Source organism: Streptomyces sp. NPDC042364, from assembly GCF_056437585.1.
In genome coordinates this window covers 20,359-34,712 of the sequence record NZ_JBWKAJ010000039.1, presented here as the reverse complement: position 1 = coordinate 34,712, position 14,354 = coordinate 20,359, and the positions used below count along the sequence as shown (strand labels likewise).

The 14,354-nt window shown below is 73.2% G+C and carries 12 protein-coding genes and 1 pseudogene; 3 read left to right on the top strand and 10 right to left on the bottom strand.

What is annotated here, in order from left to right; genetic code table 11:
* Window positions 1-138: 138 nt before the first annotated feature.
* The 9 genes from AC067N_RS38215 to AC067N_RS38175 all read right to left on the bottom strand — a co-directional run bounded on the left by AC067N_RS38215 (window position 139) and on the right by AC067N_RS38175 (window position 9,571).
* Window positions 139-471 (bottom strand): TcmI family type II polyketide cyclase, encoded by a 333-nt coding sequence (locus AC067N_RS38215; protein ID WP_478683559.1) that lies wholly within the window; start codon window positions 469-471, stop codon window positions 139-141.
* Window positions 472-491: 20 nt separating this feature from the next.
* The gene (locus tag AC067N_RS38210; protein WP_478683558.1) at window positions 492-971 is read right to left on the bottom strand and encodes an SRPBCC family protein; all 480 of its coding nucleotides are present in this window, start codon (window positions 969-971) and stop codon (window positions 492-494) included.
* A 1-nt stretch (window position 972) separates the two neighbouring features.
* The gene (locus AC067N_RS38205; protein WP_478683557.1) at window positions 973-1,230 is read right to left on the bottom strand and encodes an acyl carrier protein; all 258 of its coding nucleotides are present in this window, start codon (window positions 1,228-1,230) and stop codon (window positions 973-975) included.
* 44 nt (window positions 1,231-1,274) lie between these two features.
* Entirely contained in the window at window positions 1,275-2,528 is a 1,254-nt protein-coding gene (locus AC067N_RS38200) for a ketosynthase chain-length factor (RefSeq protein ID WP_478683556.1), read from the bottom strand.
* Window positions 2,525-3,793, bottom strand: a complete 1,269-nt coding sequence (locus AC067N_RS38195) for a beta-ketoacyl-[acyl-carrier-protein] synthase family protein (protein ID WP_478683555.1) — start codon at window positions 3,791-3,793, stop codon at window positions 2,525-2,527. The genes AC067N_RS38200 and AC067N_RS38195 overlap by 4 nt, the downstream gene beginning before the upstream one ends.
* Window positions 3,790-4,251 (bottom strand): cupin domain-containing protein, encoded by a 462-nt coding sequence (locus AC067N_RS38190; RefSeq protein ID WP_478683554.1) that lies wholly within the window; start codon window positions 4,249-4,251, stop codon window positions 3,790-3,792. The genes AC067N_RS38195 and AC067N_RS38190 overlap by 4 nt, the downstream gene beginning before the upstream one ends.
* A 64-nt stretch (window positions 4,252-4,315) precedes the next feature.
* Complete coding sequence (locus AC067N_RS38185; protein ID WP_478683553.1) at window positions 4,316-5,473, bottom strand: SchA/CurD-like domain-containing protein; 1,158 nt, start codon at window positions 5,471-5,473, stop codon at window positions 4,316-4,318.
* 267 nt (window positions 5,474-5,740) lie between these two features.
* Complete coding sequence (locus tag AC067N_RS38180; RefSeq protein ID WP_478683552.1) at window positions 5,741-7,393, bottom strand: FAD-dependent oxidoreductase; 1,653 nt, start codon at window positions 7,391-7,393, stop codon at window positions 5,741-5,743.
* Between the two features lie 462 nt (window positions 7,394-7,855).
* On the bottom strand, window positions 7,856-9,571 hold the full coding sequence (locus AC067N_RS38175) for an IlvD/Edd family dehydratase (RefSeq protein WP_478683551.1): 1,716 nt from the start codon (window positions 9,569-9,571) through the stop codon (window positions 7,856-7,858).
* A 46-nt stretch (window positions 9,572-9,617) separates the two neighbouring features.
* Here AC067N_RS38175 and AC067N_RS38170 point away from each other — a divergent pair.
* The 3 genes and pseudogenes from AC067N_RS38170 (at window position 9,618) to AC067N_RS38160 (ending at window position 11,653) form a co-directional block, all read left to right on the top strand.
* A pseudogene (locus AC067N_RS38170) lies at window positions 9,618-10,441 on the top strand (IclR family transcriptional regulator).
* Between the two features lie 40 nt (window positions 10,442-10,481).
* Complete coding sequence (locus AC067N_RS38165) at window positions 10,482-10,610, top strand: hypothetical protein (RefSeq protein WP_478683550.1); 129 nt, start codon at window positions 10,482-10,484, stop codon at window positions 10,608-10,610.
* 11 nt (window positions 10,611-10,621) lie between these two features.
* Window positions 10,622-11,653 (top strand): zinc-dependent alcohol dehydrogenase, encoded by a 1,032-nt coding sequence (locus AC067N_RS38160; RefSeq protein ID WP_478683549.1) that lies wholly within the window; start codon window positions 10,622-10,624, stop codon window positions 11,651-11,653.
* Window positions 11,654-11,666: 13 nt separating this feature from the next.
* Here the strand turns inward: AC067N_RS38160 and AC067N_RS38155 are convergent, their stop codons facing one another.
* Window positions 11,667-14,351 carry a winged helix-turn-helix domain-containing protein gene (locus AC067N_RS38155; protein ID WP_478683548.1) on the bottom strand — a complete coding sequence of 895 codons (2,685 nt, stop codon included), beginning with the start codon at window positions 14,349-14,351 and terminating at the stop codon, window positions 11,667-11,669.
* Window positions 14,352-14,354: the final 3 nt, after the last annotated feature.

Here is a 14,354-nt window from a genome sequence, read left to right as displayed (position 1 = left end):
CGCCGCCCCGACCCCCCCGCCCCGCGGGGGCGCCGCGCCCCGGCCCGGGGGGGGGGGGGCCGGGGGGGGCCGCGGCGGGGGGGGGGGGGGCCCCCCCCCCGGGGGGGCCCCGGCCCCCCGGCGCCGCGCGGCGGCGGTTCAGGAGGCGGGCTCCCGCTCCCAGCGGTAGAAGCAGTGCGCCATCGCGTCCTTCGGCGAGCGCCAGGTAGCCGGGTCGTACGCGGTGACGTACGCCGACAGACGTTCGCTGACGTCCCGGAACAGGGGATGCCCGGCCGCCTTCGCGATGGCGGGTCCGGGGTCCTGCTCGGACTCGATGAGGTGCAGGTACACGTCACCGAACTGGAAGAGGCTGCGCCGGGCGACCCCCACGAGGTGGGGCAGTTCTCCCCGGTCCGACTCCCCGAACACGTCGGCGATGTCGGGGGCCGACCCCGGGGCCATGCGGGCGACGATCAGAGACTGGTGCATCGTCCTGTCCTCCGTCGGGATCAGTCGGACAGCGTCGGCACGAGCCGGCGTTCCTTGGCGGCCTGCTCGATCCGGTCCCGGATCAGAGCCATCTGGACCTTGGAGTTCCGGTTGATGTTGTTCGTCATCCAGTCGTCGTCGACCGGTGCGTCCGGCTTCATCTCGAAGTCCTGCGTCCACACCATGCGGGTGCCGTCGAGCACCTCCTCGTACTGCCACAGGATGTTCATGTAGGCGAAGGGGCCGGTCTCGACACGGCGCGCCCGCACGCTCAGGGTGTCGCGGTGTGTCTCGCGTTCCGAGACCCAGCTCCACACGGTGCCGTTCTCGTCGGGGTGCATGGTCAGCCGGAAGGTGGTCCGGTTGCCCTCCCGGGAGAGGATCTCGGCGGAGGCGTACTCGCTGAACAGCTGCGGCCAGTTCTCGACGTCGTTGGTCATGTCCCAGACCAGGTCGACCGGCGCGCCGATGGTGATCTCGTTCTGCGTGTGTCCGGCCATGTCAGGCTCCTGCCGGAAGCGCGCCGTTGACGGCGTCGAGGAACTGCCGGGGGCTCTTGCTCTTCTCCGAGTCCGGGGGCATCGGTGTGCCGTAGCGCTTCTCCAGTTCGCCCACGATGCCGAGCAGACCGAGCGAGTCGATGCCGAAGCTGTCGAAGCCGTCGTCGGGTCGCTGTCGGAGGTCCTCCGGGGCCACGGTGACTCCGGCGGCCTTCTTCATCAGCTCGGCCAGCTCTTCCGCGGTGATGATGTCACTCATGCGGTTTCTCTCCTTGCTCCGTGATGGGTGCTGACGAGGCCTCGCTATGAGGCGTCGGTGGCGCCGCGCCGTAGCACCAGCGCCGAGTTCGACCCCATGAGTCCTCGGCTGAGGACCAGCGCCGTGCGCAGCTCTGTGGCGCGGGCCTGCGTGGTCACGAGATCGAGGTCGTGGCAGACGTCGTGGACGTTGGGGGTGGGTGGGATCAGGCCGTGCTCCATCGCGAGCACCGCCGCGGCGGCGTCCAGGACGGGTGCCGCGCAGTAGCCCCGGCCGATGGCGGTCTTCGGCGCCGTGACGGGGACGCGTCTGCCGTGGCCGCCCAGCGCGTCGGCGATCGCCAGTGCCTCGGCGCGGTCCGCCTCCGGTACGCCGAGGGCGTCGGCGAAGACCACGTCGATCTCCTCGGGGGCGCAGGCGGCCTCGTCCAGGGCGCCCCGGATGGCCTGGGCCAGTCCTTCCCTGGACTGCTGCCAGCGGGAGGCTCCGGTGAACGTCGCCGCGTGTCCCGCCAGGGTCGCCCGTACGGGCGCGCCCCGTTCCCGGGCCGAGGTCTCGGCCTCGACGACGAGCATGGCGCCGCCCTCGGCGGGCACGAACCCGCAGGCCGAGGAGGTGAACGGCCGGTAGGCGCACTCGGGGACGTCCACCGTGCTCAACTCCGCGTAGCCGAGCTGGCAGACCACCGAGTAGGGGGCCAGTGGCGCCTCGGTCGCACCGGCCACCAGCACGTCCGTGCCGCGCCGTACCGCCCGCGCCGCGTGCGCCAGCGCGTCCAGGCCGCCGGCCTCGTCGGCGGCGACCACCCCGCAGGGGCCCTTGAAGCCGCGGCGGATGGAGATCTGGCCGGTGCTCGCGGCGTAGAACCAGGCGATGGACTGGTACGGCCCGACGTAGCGACTGCCCTTGTCCCACAGCTGTTGCAGTTCCCGCTGCCCGAACTCGCCGCCGCCGGAACCGGCCGCGGTGACCACACCCACGGAGAACGGCGAGGCGTCGGTGTCGGCCCGGCCGAGGCCGGCCTCGTCGATCGCCAGGTCGGCCGCGGCCATGGCGAAGTGGGTGAACCGGTCGGTCTGGACGAGGTAGCGTTCCTCGACCGCCGAGGGCGGGTCGAAGTCCCGGATCTCGCCCGCCACGCGCAGCGGCAGGTGCCCGCATCCTTCGCGGGTGACCCGGTCCAGCACGCTGAGGCCTTCCCTGGTGGACTTCCAGAAGGTCTCGGTGGTGGTTCCGTTGGGCGCGACCACGCCGATCCCGGTGACGACCGCGCGCCGCGCGGTGTGGGGTTCGCTCATCGCGTCTTTCCCTTCGGCAGGGTGAGGACCACCGCGGACTGGAAGCCGCCGAACCCGCTGCCCACGGAGAGGACGCTGTTCAGCCGTCGCTCGCGGGCGACGCGCGGGACGTAGTCCAGGTCGCACTCGGGGTCCGGGGTCTCGTAGTTCGCGGTGGGCGGGACGACCTGGCGGGCCAGGGCGAGCACGCAGGCGACGACCTCGATCGCCCCGATCGCGCCGAGGGAGTGGCCCACCATGGACTTGATGGAACTCATGGGCGTGTCGTAGGCGTGCGCGCCCAGGACCCGTTTGACCGCGGCGGTCTCGTGCCGGTCGTTCTGCTGGGTTCCCGACCCGTGCGCGTTGACGTAGTCGATCGCCGTGCCGTCGAGCCGTGCGTGGTCGAGGGCGTCCTCGATGGCCCGGGCCATCTCCACGCCCTCGGTGGTCAGACCGGTCATGTGGTAGGCGTTGCCGAAGGTGGCGTAGCCCCCGATCTCGCAGTACACGTGCGCCCCTCGGGCCCGGGCGTGTTCCCACTCCTCCAGGACGAGGACGGCGCCGCCCTCGCCCATGACGAATCCGTTGCGGTCGGCGTCGAAGGGCCGTGAGGCGTGGGCGGGATCGTCGTTGTTCGGGGAGGTGGCCTTGATCGCGTCGAAGCAGGCCATCGTGATGGGGGAGATCGGCGAGTCCGCGGCGCCGGCGATGCACACGTCGGCCCTGCCCTCCTCGATCGCGTGGAAGGCGTACCCGACCGCGTCGAGCCCGGAGGTGCATCCGGTGGAGACGGTCTGCACCGGCCCGCGTGCCTCGAACCGCTCCGCCACCGTCGAGGCGAGGGTGCTGGGGGAGAACGCCCGGTGCAGATGCGGACCGGCCTGCCGGTGGTCCACGTCCCAGCGCTGCCCGCGGTGGCTGACCAGGACGTAGTCGTGCTCCAGGCGGGTGGTGCCGCCGACCGCGGTGCCCAGGGAGACCCCGACCCGCCAGGGGTTCTCCGCGGCGAGGTCGACGCCGGAGTCCCGTATCGCCTCCTCCCCCGCGACCAGCGCGAACTGGATGTACCGGTCGCAGCGTGCGATCTGCTCCGCCGCCAGCCCGTGCGCCGCCGGGTCGAAGTCGCACTCGGCGGCGATCCGTGAGCGCAGCCCGGACGGGTCGAAGAACGTGATACCCCTCGTCGCCGTGCGACCGCTCGAGAGGAGATCCCAGAACGCCGGTATGCCGATCCCTCCTGGGGCGACGACGCCTATGCCGGTGACCGCCACTCGCCTGGTCATGAGCGGACCCGACTTCGCTCGGCGATCCCGTGCCCGCCGTCGGGGGCCGCCTTCGCCGCGACGGGTACGGCGTCGGTCTCCTCGGTGTCGACGTGGCCGAGCGGCGGGCTCGGGGCCAGCGGGCCGAGGTGGAAGACCAGACGGGCCTCCACATCGCCGACGTTGCGGAAGCGGTGCCGCATATGGGCGGGGATCATGAGCCCCTGCTCGGGCAGCAGCGGGTGGGGTTCGCCGTCGAGGTCGACCTCCAGCCGCCCGCAGATGACATAGACGAACTCCTCGGAGTACGGGTGGTAGTGCTCGGCGATGCGGTCGCCCGGCTGCACGATGGCCACACCCATGAAACCGCTGGTGGAGCCGACTGTGGTGGGAGTGAGCATGGCGCGCAGATCGCCACCGCGCCTGGTGTTGGACTCGATCTCACTGAGATCCACGATCGCGGGATGGCTCTTGATCACGACGTTCCTCCGAACTTGTGCTGTCTGGAGACGGGGGAGTAGCCGTCACGGCCCGGGCCGGCGGTCAGGCGCCGGGCGCGCGGCGGTCGGTGACGAGGTGCATGTGGGCGGCCGGCACGAGTCGGGCGTGGGCGCCGTCCTGCGGAGCGGTACCCGTCGCCCCGAGGGCTCCCTCGTCGAGAAGCTCCGTCAGTTCGGCCGCCTGAGCGCGATCGGCGAGACCGAACACGGGGCCGGAGTCCGTGTCGAAGCCGCCGCGCACGTCGACCAGCCGCACCACGACGTCGTCGCGCTGGAAGATCGTGCTGCGCAGCACCGGTCCGTGCGCGTCGTCCGCCGCCGCCTCGTCCTGCCGGGCGAGCAGTTCGGCCAGCCGCATTCCGCAGCCCTCACGGGCCGGGTAGTAGTACGCGTGCCGTTCGGCGTCCCCGCTCTCCCGGCCCGTCGTCACATGGTGTACGGCGGGCAGCGCCGCGCGGGTGAAGAAGACCCGGGCGGACTCGGGGTCGTCGAGGTCCCGGTCCTGTTCCAGATAGGGGTTGATGGCTTCCTCGACGGCCCGCACCTCGGGCTGCCGGGCGACGTGGCGCAGCGCGGCGAGCAGGTCCCCCCGGACCTCGATGGCCCGGACCACCCGGTTGCCGTGCATGAACAGGGAGGTGCGGCACAGCCGGGTGGTGGCGTCGACCTGCGGCTTCGGGGGATCGTAGTCGGCGAGGATCTTGGCGACGATGTCCTCACTGCCCGGCTTGACGGTGAAGGTGAGCGCGTGGCGGATCAGGCCGTCACCGATCCGGGGGGACGCCTGGAGCCGGCGCTGCCCGGACGCTGCCTCCGCCACCGGGCCGCCGGTCTCGCGGACGATGTGGAAGCGCAGCGACCTGGTGTCCCGGACGCAGCTGTGCAGTGGCTCCACCATCCGCACGTGTTCCTCGCTGTTCACCCAGGTGAGGAAGGGCGGGGCGCTCTCCCACTCACTTGTGATGAGCCATTGGGAGGGGTTCTCGATGGACTGGCACAGCTGGTCGCTCACATGCCCGGGAACGGACGCGACCTGGTTGCACAGTCCCTCGTACGCCTCCAGGAACTGCTGCTGGGCACCGTCGTAGACGTCCACGAGCAGGACGACGCGTAGCCGGGAGCCGTCGAACACGGACTGGGAGACGCGCTGCGATGCCTTTGACGTCGGCGGTTCCGAAAGGCGGTCAGATGTGGTGGTCATCCTGCGCACTTCTCCTTCGTTGGGCGGAGGCGGACGAATGTCGGTTTCTCGATCCTGTGCCCGCCCCGGGAAGCGCGCGACTCGTGTGCTCTGCCCAGGTGACCGCCACCGGCTCGACGGCGTCGGCGGAAAGCCGGCCGGCCGCCACGCGAGAGGGGCGTGACGGCCGGGGTGGCTTGTCGTATCGGGCGGGGGCCGGCCGCGCCTGCGGCCGGCTCTCGGGGCGCGACGGACGGACCGGTGGCGCCGAGATCGTCTGTCGGGGGCTCAGATGTCCAGCAGCGTGGCCAGGACCTCGCGCAGTGTCGCCTCGGCGTCCGGGACGCGGTCCGGGGACCGCCAGGCCACGAACCCGTCGGGCCGGACCAGCACGGCGCCTGCCGGTGTCGTGCCGTGCGCGGCCGACCAGTCCGCGTCGCCCTCGGGTGTCAGCTCGGCGTCGGGCCCGTCGCCCAGCCGGTACGACGTCAGCGGGATGGGCGTCGATTCGGCGAGGCGGAGGGCGGCCTCGTGCCACCCGCTCGGGTCGTCCGCGTCGCTGAGCAGGACGAACGACCGCTCGTAGAGGTCCAGAGTGGAGATCTGTTCGCCCCGGTGGCGCACCGGCAGGTGGGGCGCCCTGCTGCCGGGCTCCCCGGACAGGTCGAGGCGCTCCGGCACGGCCGGCGTGGCCGGGTCGGCACCGACGACGGCGCCGTGCGGATAGCGGTAGCCGAGGGCCACGTTGAGGATGCCGCGCTGCGGGCCGCCCTGCGCGCCGGGGGGCGGGGCGAAGCCGGGATGGCTGTGCTCGACCGACCGTGCGGCGGCGCGGGCGCTGGTGGCCTCCGCCACCGGGCGGCGCTCGGTGTCGTAGGTGTCCAGCAGCCCCTCCCCCGCCCAGCCGCCCAGCACCGCGGCCAGCTTCCACGCCAGGTTGTGCGCGTCCTGGATGCCGGTGTTGGAGCCGAAGGCTCCGGTGGGGGACATCTCGTGGGCCGAGTCACCGGCCAGGAAGACGCGACCTGCCCGGTAGCTCCGGGCGACGCGTTGGGCGGCGTGCCAGGGGGCCTTGCCGGTGATCTGCACGTCGAGTTCGGGCGCCCCGATCGCGCGGCGGATGTGCTCGACGCACCGCTCGTCGGTGAACTCCTCCAGGGTTTCGCCGTGTTCGGGGTGCCAGGGAGCGTGGAAGACCCAGTTCTCACGGTTGTCCACGGGCAGGAGCGCGCCGTCGGCGTCCGGGGTGGTCAAGTAGCAGACGATGAAGCGGCGGTCGCCCACGATGCCGGCGAGCCGGCGGGAGCGGAACGTGATGCTGACGTTGTGGAACAGGTCTCCGGGACCGCTCTGGGAGATGCCCAGTTGCTCGCGGACGGGGCTGCGGGGGCCGTCGGCGGCGACCAGGTACTCCGCGTGGATCGTGGTGTGTTCGCCCGTCTCGCGGCTCTTGACCACCGCGGTGACGCCGGCGGAGTCGTCGGTGAACGACATCAGCTCGGTGCCGTACCGCAGGTCGCCGCCGAGGCGCGCCGCGTGGTCCAGCAGCACCGGTTCGAGGTCGTTCTGGCTGCACAGGCACCACGAGCTGGAGCTGAACCGGGCGAGTCCGCCCCCCGCGTCGATCTCCTTGAAGAGCCACTCACCCGCGTCGCCGACCAGGGTGGGTGTCTGCAGGATGCCGTGGTTGTCGGCCAGGGTGGCGGCGGCCTCGCGGATCATCGGCTCGACACCGGCTGTCCGGAACAGTTCCATGGTGCGGACGTTGTTGCCTCGCCCACGGGGGTGGATGGAGGTGCCGGCGTGCCGCTCGACCAGCGTGTGCCTCACCCCGAGCCGGCCCAGGAACAGCGACGTCGACAGGCCGACGAGGGAACCCCCGACGATGAGGACCGGTACCTGATGGGTCGTCGGGTCGGCTTGATCGTCTCTTTGGTTCACCGCTCGCCTCCTGGGGTGCTTGGCCGTCGACTCGGCCGCTCACGGCCGTGGGTCTCATGCATGCCCCGCGGTTCGGACGCCGCCTCACGCTTCACCCGCTCGACCGCCCGTTTCGCCGAGTCGGCGGGCACGTCCCCCGCCGAACGCAGGCCGGTGTCCCGACGGTGCGTCCACCGAACGGACGGAACCGGCGAGGACCCGGCGCGGGCCGGTCCCCTTCCCACCCGAGGCGGCGGCCCGGACCGGCATCCGGGTCGCCCCCGCCCGACGGAGGTGAAGGACCGTCACGGCCGCCGCGGCCGGTGGCCGCGCACCTGGAACGACTCGGCCTCGGGTTCGGGCGGCCCGGCACGGATCGTGTGGCCCCGCGGCTGCCGGGCCCGTGCGCGGGTCGTCCGCCAGGGGCTCTCGGGGCAGGCGGACCAGACCGTGAGCCGTGTGGCGTCACGCCGTGGAGGAGCGTCAGTGCGACTCGCGGCTCACCTCGGAGCCACTGGAGCCGATCAGGAAGTCCAGGTCGGCGCCGGTGTCGGCCTGGAGGACGTGGTCGACGTAGAGGCGTTCCCAGCCACGGCGCGGGGCGGCGAAGCCGTCGACGGTGGCCCGGTCGGGCTTGCGGGCCGCGAGCTCGTCGGCGGGTACCTCGACATCGATGCGGCGGGCCGCGACGTCGAGGCTGATGACATCGCCGGTTCGGACGAGCGCGAGGGGGCCGCCGGCCGCGGCCTCGGGGGCCACGTGCAGCACGACCGTGCCGTACGCGGTGCCGCTCATCCGGCCGTCGCAGACGCGGACCATGTCGCGGACGCCCTGTTCCAGGAGTTTCCTCGGCAGCGGCATGTTGGAGACCTCGGGCATGCCCGGGTAGCCCTTGGGGCCGCAACCGCGCAGGACCAGCACGGAGTCGGCGTCCACGTCCAGGTCGGGGTCGTCGACGCGCGCGCGGAAGTCCTCGATGGAGTCGAAGACGACGGCCCGGCCCCGGTGCCGCAGCAGGTGCGGGGAGGCGGCCGCCGGTTTGACGACGGCGCCGTCGGGGGCGAGGTTGCCGCGCAGGACGGCGATGCCGCCCTCGGCGACCAGCGGTTCGGCGCGGGTGCGGATGACCTCGGCGTCCCAGATCCGGGCGTCGTCGAGGTGGTCGACCAGGGGTGTGCCGGTGACGGTCAGCGCTTCCGGGTCGAGCAGGTCGCGGACCTCGCGCAGCACGGCGAGCAGGCCGCCGGCGCGGTGGAGGTCCTCCATCAGGAAGCGGCCCGCCGGCTGGAGGTCCACCAGCACCGGCACGCGCGAGCCGATGCGGTCGAAGTCGTCCAGTGTCAGGCCGATCCCCAACCGGCCCGCGATCGCCAGGAGATGGACGACCGCGTTGGTCGAACCGCCGATCGCGGCCAGCGCCACGATCGCGTTGTGGAACGACGCCTTGGTGAGGAAGGTCCCCGGCCGCCGGTCGGCCGCCACCATGTCCACCGCCAGCCGGCCGGTGCGGTGCGCCGCCTCCAGCAGCCGGCTGTCCGGGGCGGGGGTGCCGGCCACTCCGGGGACCACCGTGCCCAGGGCCTCCGCGACCAGGGCCATCGTCGACGCCGTACCCATCGTGTTGCAGTGCCCCCGGCTGCGGATCATCGCCGACTCCGAGCGGATGAACTGCTCCTGGGAGAGCGTGCCGGCCCGGACCTCCTCCGACAGCCGCCACACCCCGGTGCCGCAGCCCAGCAGGCCGCCGCGGAAGGTGCCGTTGAGCATCGGGCCGCCGGGGACCACCACCGCGGGCAGGTCCACCGAGGCGGCGGCCATGAGCAGCGACGGGATCGTCTTGTCGCAGCCCCCGAGCAGAACGACGCCGTCGACGGGGTTGGCCCGCAGCATCTCCTCCGTGGCCATCGCCGCCATGTTCCGCCACAGCATGGCGGTGGGCCGCACGTTCGTCTCCCCCAGCGACACCACCGGCAGGTCGAGCGGGATGCCGCCCGCCTCGTACACGCCGTTGCGGACCGAGGCCGCCACCTCGTCCAGATGCGCGTTGCAGGGGGTCAGGTCGGATGCGGTGTTGGCGATGGCGATCTGGGGGCGGCCGGTGAAGGCGTCGTCCGGCACACCCCGGCGCATCCACGCCCGGTGGATGTAGGCGTTGCGGTCCTGGCCCTCGTACCACTGCGCGCTGCGGAGCCTCACCATCGAGCCCTTCCAGTAATCGGTACGCCGATCTAGAGTCTGGAACGCCATGCAGCATACGCAGACACCCGAGGGCTCGACAGACCCCGGCGAGGACGGTGCGAGCGGCCCCGGCGGCGGTCGGCTCGTCGGCTCGGACCGGGTGCTCGCCGTGCTGAAGGAACTGGCCCGGTACCCCGACGGCGTGGGGCTGGACGAGCTGACCCGCGTGATCGGCAGCCCCAAGCCGACCGTGCACCGGGCGCTGGGCGCGCTGCGCCGGGCCGGGCTCGCCGACCAGGACGCGAGCAGCCGCTATGTGCTCGGGGACGAGTTCCTGCGGATGGCGTTCGCCCACCATGAGGCGCGGCCCGAGCAGGTCCGTGTCCGTCCGGTACTGGAGGCGCTGGCGCACCGGTTCGGCGAGACGGCGCACTACGCGGTGCTCGACGGCCGGGAGGTCGTCTACCGCGCGAAGGTCGACCCGCCCGCCGGTGCCGTCAGGCTGACGTCGACGATCGGCGGCCGCAACCCCGCCCACACCACCGCGGTCGGAAAGCTGCTGCTCGCCCGGGAGTTGACGTCCCTGGAGGAGTCCGGTCGTGGGCAGGCGACGTTCCGCTGGAGCGCCGGACGCCCCGCACACTGTGCACGGCGGCCGAGTTGCACACGGCGCTCAGGGGCACGGCCGCCCAGGGTTACTCCTGCGACGACCAGGAGAACGAGACGGGTGTCAACTGCCTCGCCCTGCCCGTGTACCTCACCTCGCCGACGACGCCCTCCGGCGCGGTGAGCGTCAGCGCCCTCGCCTACCGGACGCCCCTGGCCGCCCTGGTGGCCGCGGTCGACGAGATCAGGGCACTGCTCGGCCCGCTCGCCGGACCGCACGCCTGAGTCACTCCCGCTTCCCGTCGCCTCACCCTGGAGACAGCCCGTGTACCTCCCGCGCATCGGCGCCCCCGGCGGCGGGAAACCCGCCGCACACGGCGACGAGACGTACGTCGGCCACTCCGGCATCCGGTACCCCGGTGCCCGGCGTCAGCACGGCGTGGCCCCCCGGTGAGCGGTGGACTCATGCGCGCCTTCGTGCTGACCGGGCCGGGCGAGTACGAGGTGCGGGAGCTTCCCTCACCGGTGCCGGGCCGCGGCGAGGTCGTGGTCGACGTCGAGCGGGTCGGAGTGTGCGGCACCGACGTGGAGTTCTTCACCGGCGAGATGGCCTATCTCCACCAGGGGCACGCCGCGTACCCCGTGCGGCCCGGTCACGAGTGGTGCGGACGCGTCACGGCCGTCGGCGACGGTGTCGGGCCCGACTGGCTCGGCCGGCGGGTCATGGGCGACACGATGCTCGGCTGTGGCACCTGCCACCGCTGTCTGCGGGGGCGCCGGCATGTGTGCGAGAAGCGGCAGGAGGTCGGCATCCGCGGTGCCAGGGCCGGTGCGCTGGCGGAGCAACTGGCCGTTCCGGCCTCCTCGTTGCACGCCCTGCCCGACTCCGTCGACCCCGTGCTCGGCGCGCTGGTCGAGCCGGGCGGCAACGCCCTGCGCGCCGCGCGGGCCGCCGCCCCGCGCCCCGGTGACCGTGCCCTGGTCCTGGGCCCGGGGACGATCGGCCTGCTGGTCGCGATGTTCCTGCGCGCGGCCGGTGCCGAGGTCCACCTGATGGGTGCCACCGAGGGCTCCCTCGCCTTCGCCCGCGGTCTGGGATTCGAGCAGGCCTGGGGGGAGCACTCGGTACCCGGCCTGCCCTTCGACACGGTCGTGGACGCCTCGAACGCCGCCCCGCTGCCCGCGAGGGCCCTGGAACTCGTCGAGCCGGGCGGCCGCCTCGTGTACATCGGGCTGGCCGGCGAGCCCAGTCCCCTCGACACGCGCTCCCTCGTCCTCAAGGACGTCACAGCGGTCGGCATCCTGTCCGCCTCCCCCGGCCTGGACGCCACCATCCGCGCGTACGCCGACGGAACGGTCGACCCCAGGCCCCTCGTCGCCGCCACCGTGGGCCTCGACGAGGTCGGCCCCGTCCTCGCGGGCCGCCGCCCGGCGGACGCGGGCCCCGGCCCCAAGATCCATGTCGACCCCCGACCGGGGGCGGCGGGAAAGGCCTGAGGGCTGCGCGGGGTCACAGCAACCGGAGCTCACGCGCGCGGCGCACGGCGTCGTTGCGGCGGTTCACGGCCAGCTTCCGGTAGGCGCTCTTGAGATGGGTCTTGACGGTGTTCACCGACACATACAGATCGGCGGCGATCTCCTCCGTCGACATCATCTCGGCGGCCCGCCGCAGAACGTCGCGCTCACGTCCGCTCAGCTGTTCCACGATCAAGGCGGAGTCGTCCGCCGCGGGGGCGCTCTCCGGGTGCGCGGTGCCGGGCTGGAGCCAGCCAGCCGCCAGTTCCCGCAGGGGCGGCCCGGCGAGGAACGGGCGGATCCAGGGGCCCGCTTCCCGGAAGGGCCGGCGCAGTCCTTCGTGGCGTGCCTGGTGGAGGGCCCGTGCGAGGAGGCGGCGGGTGGCGGCGGGGTCGCCCGCCCGGTCCGCGGCCTGCGCTCGCACCAGCATGGCGCGGACGGACACCGCGGGGCCGCTGTGCTCCTCCGGGTGCGCCCGGTCGAGCAGGTCGAGCGCCGCGTCGGGTCGGCCGGTCGCCAGCTGGGCCCGGGCGGCGCCCACCGCGTAGGCCGGCTGGTCCTCGGGCAGCGACCGGAGCAGTTCGGCGGCCTCCTCCGGCCGGCCCTCGGCGAGATGGACGTCGGAGGTGATCAGCGCGGTACCGGCCTCGGCCCAGGGTGAGACGACCTCGGCGGGGACGGACGACCGTACGGCGCGCAGCGCCTCCTGTGTCCGGTCGCGGGCCAGCAGCAGACGCGCGGTCGTGAGGGCCCGGCCCGCGTCCGTCACCGGGTCGCGCAGGACGGACTCGGAGTCGTCCACGGTGTCGAGGAAGGACTCGGCGGAGGCGAGGTCGTCGCGGTCGACGGCCACGGCGGCCAGAACCAGTCGTCCGACCCCGCAGCCGGACGGCTGCGGCGGGCCGAACCGCTCCGCCGCGGCCGTCGCCGCCAGCGCGGTGCGCTCCGCCCTCCCGAGCCAGCCGTTCAGGCAGTCGATCAGCGCCAGCCGGCCGAGGCAGTCGGCGCGCAGGGATTCGGTGACCGCCGCGCCGGAGGCGTCGGCCACCGAGGTCAGGGCGGTACGGGCATCCTCGAAACGGCCGGCCCACAACAGGGCCGACCCCAGATGGGCCACCAGCTGCGCGGTCACTTCCGGATGCCTCTCCAGGACGTCGGCGGGAATCCGGCTGCTCAGTTCCTCGGCCGCCGCCACCGCCCGCAGTGCCTTGCCGGGTGAGCCGGTCAGCCGTGCCACCACGGCCTCCAGCAGTGCGCAGCTCAGCCAGGCGGCCGAGAGGTCGGCGGCGCCCGCCGCGGGATCCCGGGCCAGGAGGCCGTCCTCCGCGTGCCGCAGGTGGGCCAGACCCCGGTCGATGTCGTGCCGGGCCAGTTCACGGGCCGCGCGAACCAGGTCGGTGGCGGGGCTCGCCGGCTCGGGACCCATCCGTGAGAACAGGTCGGCCAGTTCGTCGGAGCGCAGTCCGGTGAAGAGCTGGCCGATGGCGAGGTCGTCGACGAGGGCACCGGCGGTGAACTCCCATACGCCCGCCGCGGCGCCGTGCTCAAGGGTCTCCGTGAGGGAGCCGTGGTCCCGCAGCCACTCGGCCGCCCTCCGGTGCAGTTCGGGTTCGAGGCCGGGTGCGCGCACATGGAGGTGGGCGCGGAGTATCTCCCCGAACAGCGGGTGGAGGCGGTACCACGTGTGGCCGAGGTGCTCCACGAACGCGTTGGCGCGGTGCAGCCCGGCGAGGATGGGCCCGGCGTCGGTGCGTCCCGTCAGGGCGTTCGCCAGGTCGGGGCAGAAACGGTCGAGGACGCTGGTCCTCAGCAGAAGATCCTGCGTCTCGGGTGTCTGCCGCTTGAGCACCTCTGTCAGCAGGTAGTCGGCCATCGGGGTGCGGTCGGCCTCGAACTCCTTCAGATACGTCTCCGGGTGCGGGCTCTCGCGCGCCGCCAGGGCGCACAGCCGCAGGCCGGCGGCCCAGCCGCGGGTCCGCTCCACGAGCGCGTCGGTCTGGGTCGGCGGAAGGCGCAGTCCGTGCAGCTTCAGCAGGGTGGCGGCCTCGTCCGGGGTGAAGGCCAGTTCGGCGTCCCTGATCTCGGAGACCTCTCCGGCCACGCGGTAGCGGTACAGCGGCAGCAGCGGTTCGGTACGGGTGACCAGGACGAGCCGGAGCCCTGCTCCGGCGTGGTGCAGCACGAAGTCGAGCTGGTCCGGCACCTCGGGGGCGGTCACCCGGTCGAACTCGTCGAGCACCAGCGTCGCGGGCTGTTCCCGCGCGCTCAACGCCGTGGCGAGCCGGGTCAGCATGGCGGGACCGACTCTGCGGGCGTCCGTGGGCGGGGTGATCTCGGGCAGCCCCGCGCCGGAGCGCCGGAGCGCCTCCAGGACGTACGCCCAGAACATGCCGCCGGCCTGGCCGACCGTGTCCGCGGTGAGCCAGGCGACGGGCTCCTCCCGCCCGGCCGCCCAGTCGGCGGCCAGCAGTGTCTTGCCCGCGCCGGCGGCGCCCTCGACCAGGGTCAGCGGCGTCAGCCGGGCCTCGTCCAGGCGTTCGACCAGCCGCTCGCGCCGCAGGAACGTGGCCGGGCGCACGGGCACGGCGAACCGGGTCCGCAGAAACGGGTCGCCCATGGGGTCGGCCCGCTCCGGGGAGGCCCCCGACACGCTCTGCTCGACCCCAGCCACGGCGCTCACCAC

What these genes read in the sequence shown, in the direction of transcription:
- AC067N_RS38215 (WP_478683559.1), bottom strand. Translation starts at nt 471, where the DNA reads ATGCACCAGTCTCTGATCGTCGCCCGCATGGCCCCGGGGTCGGCCCCC.
- AC067N_RS38210 (WP_478683558.1), bottom strand. Translation starts at nt 971, where the DNA reads ATGGCCGGACACACGCAGAACGAGATCACCATCGGCGCGCCGGTCGAC.
- AC067N_RS38205 (WP_478683557.1), bottom strand. Translation starts at nt 1,230, where the DNA reads ATGAGTGACATCATCACCGCGGAAGAGCTGGCCGAGCTGATGAAGAAG.
- AC067N_RS38200 (WP_478683556.1), bottom strand. Translation starts at nt 2,528, where the DNA reads ATGAGCGAACCCCACACCGCGCGGCGCGCGGTCGTCACCGGGATCGGC.
- AC067N_RS38195 (WP_478683555.1), bottom strand. Translation starts at nt 3,793, where the DNA reads ATGACCAGGCGAGTGGCGGTCACCGGCATAGGCGTCGTCGCCCCAGGA.
- AC067N_RS38185 (WP_478683553.1), bottom strand. Translation starts at nt 5,473, where the DNA reads ATGACCACCACATCTGACCGCCTTTCGGAACCGCCGACGTCAAAGGCA.
- AC067N_RS38175 (WP_478683551.1), bottom strand. Translation starts at nt 9,571, where the DNA reads ATGGTGAGGCTCCGCAGCGCGCAGTGGTACGAGGGCCAGGACCGCAAC.
- AC067N_RS38160 (WP_478683549.1), top strand. Translation starts at nt 10,622, where the DNA reads ATGCGCGCCTTCGTGCTGACCGGGCCGGGCGAGTACGAGGTGCGGGAG.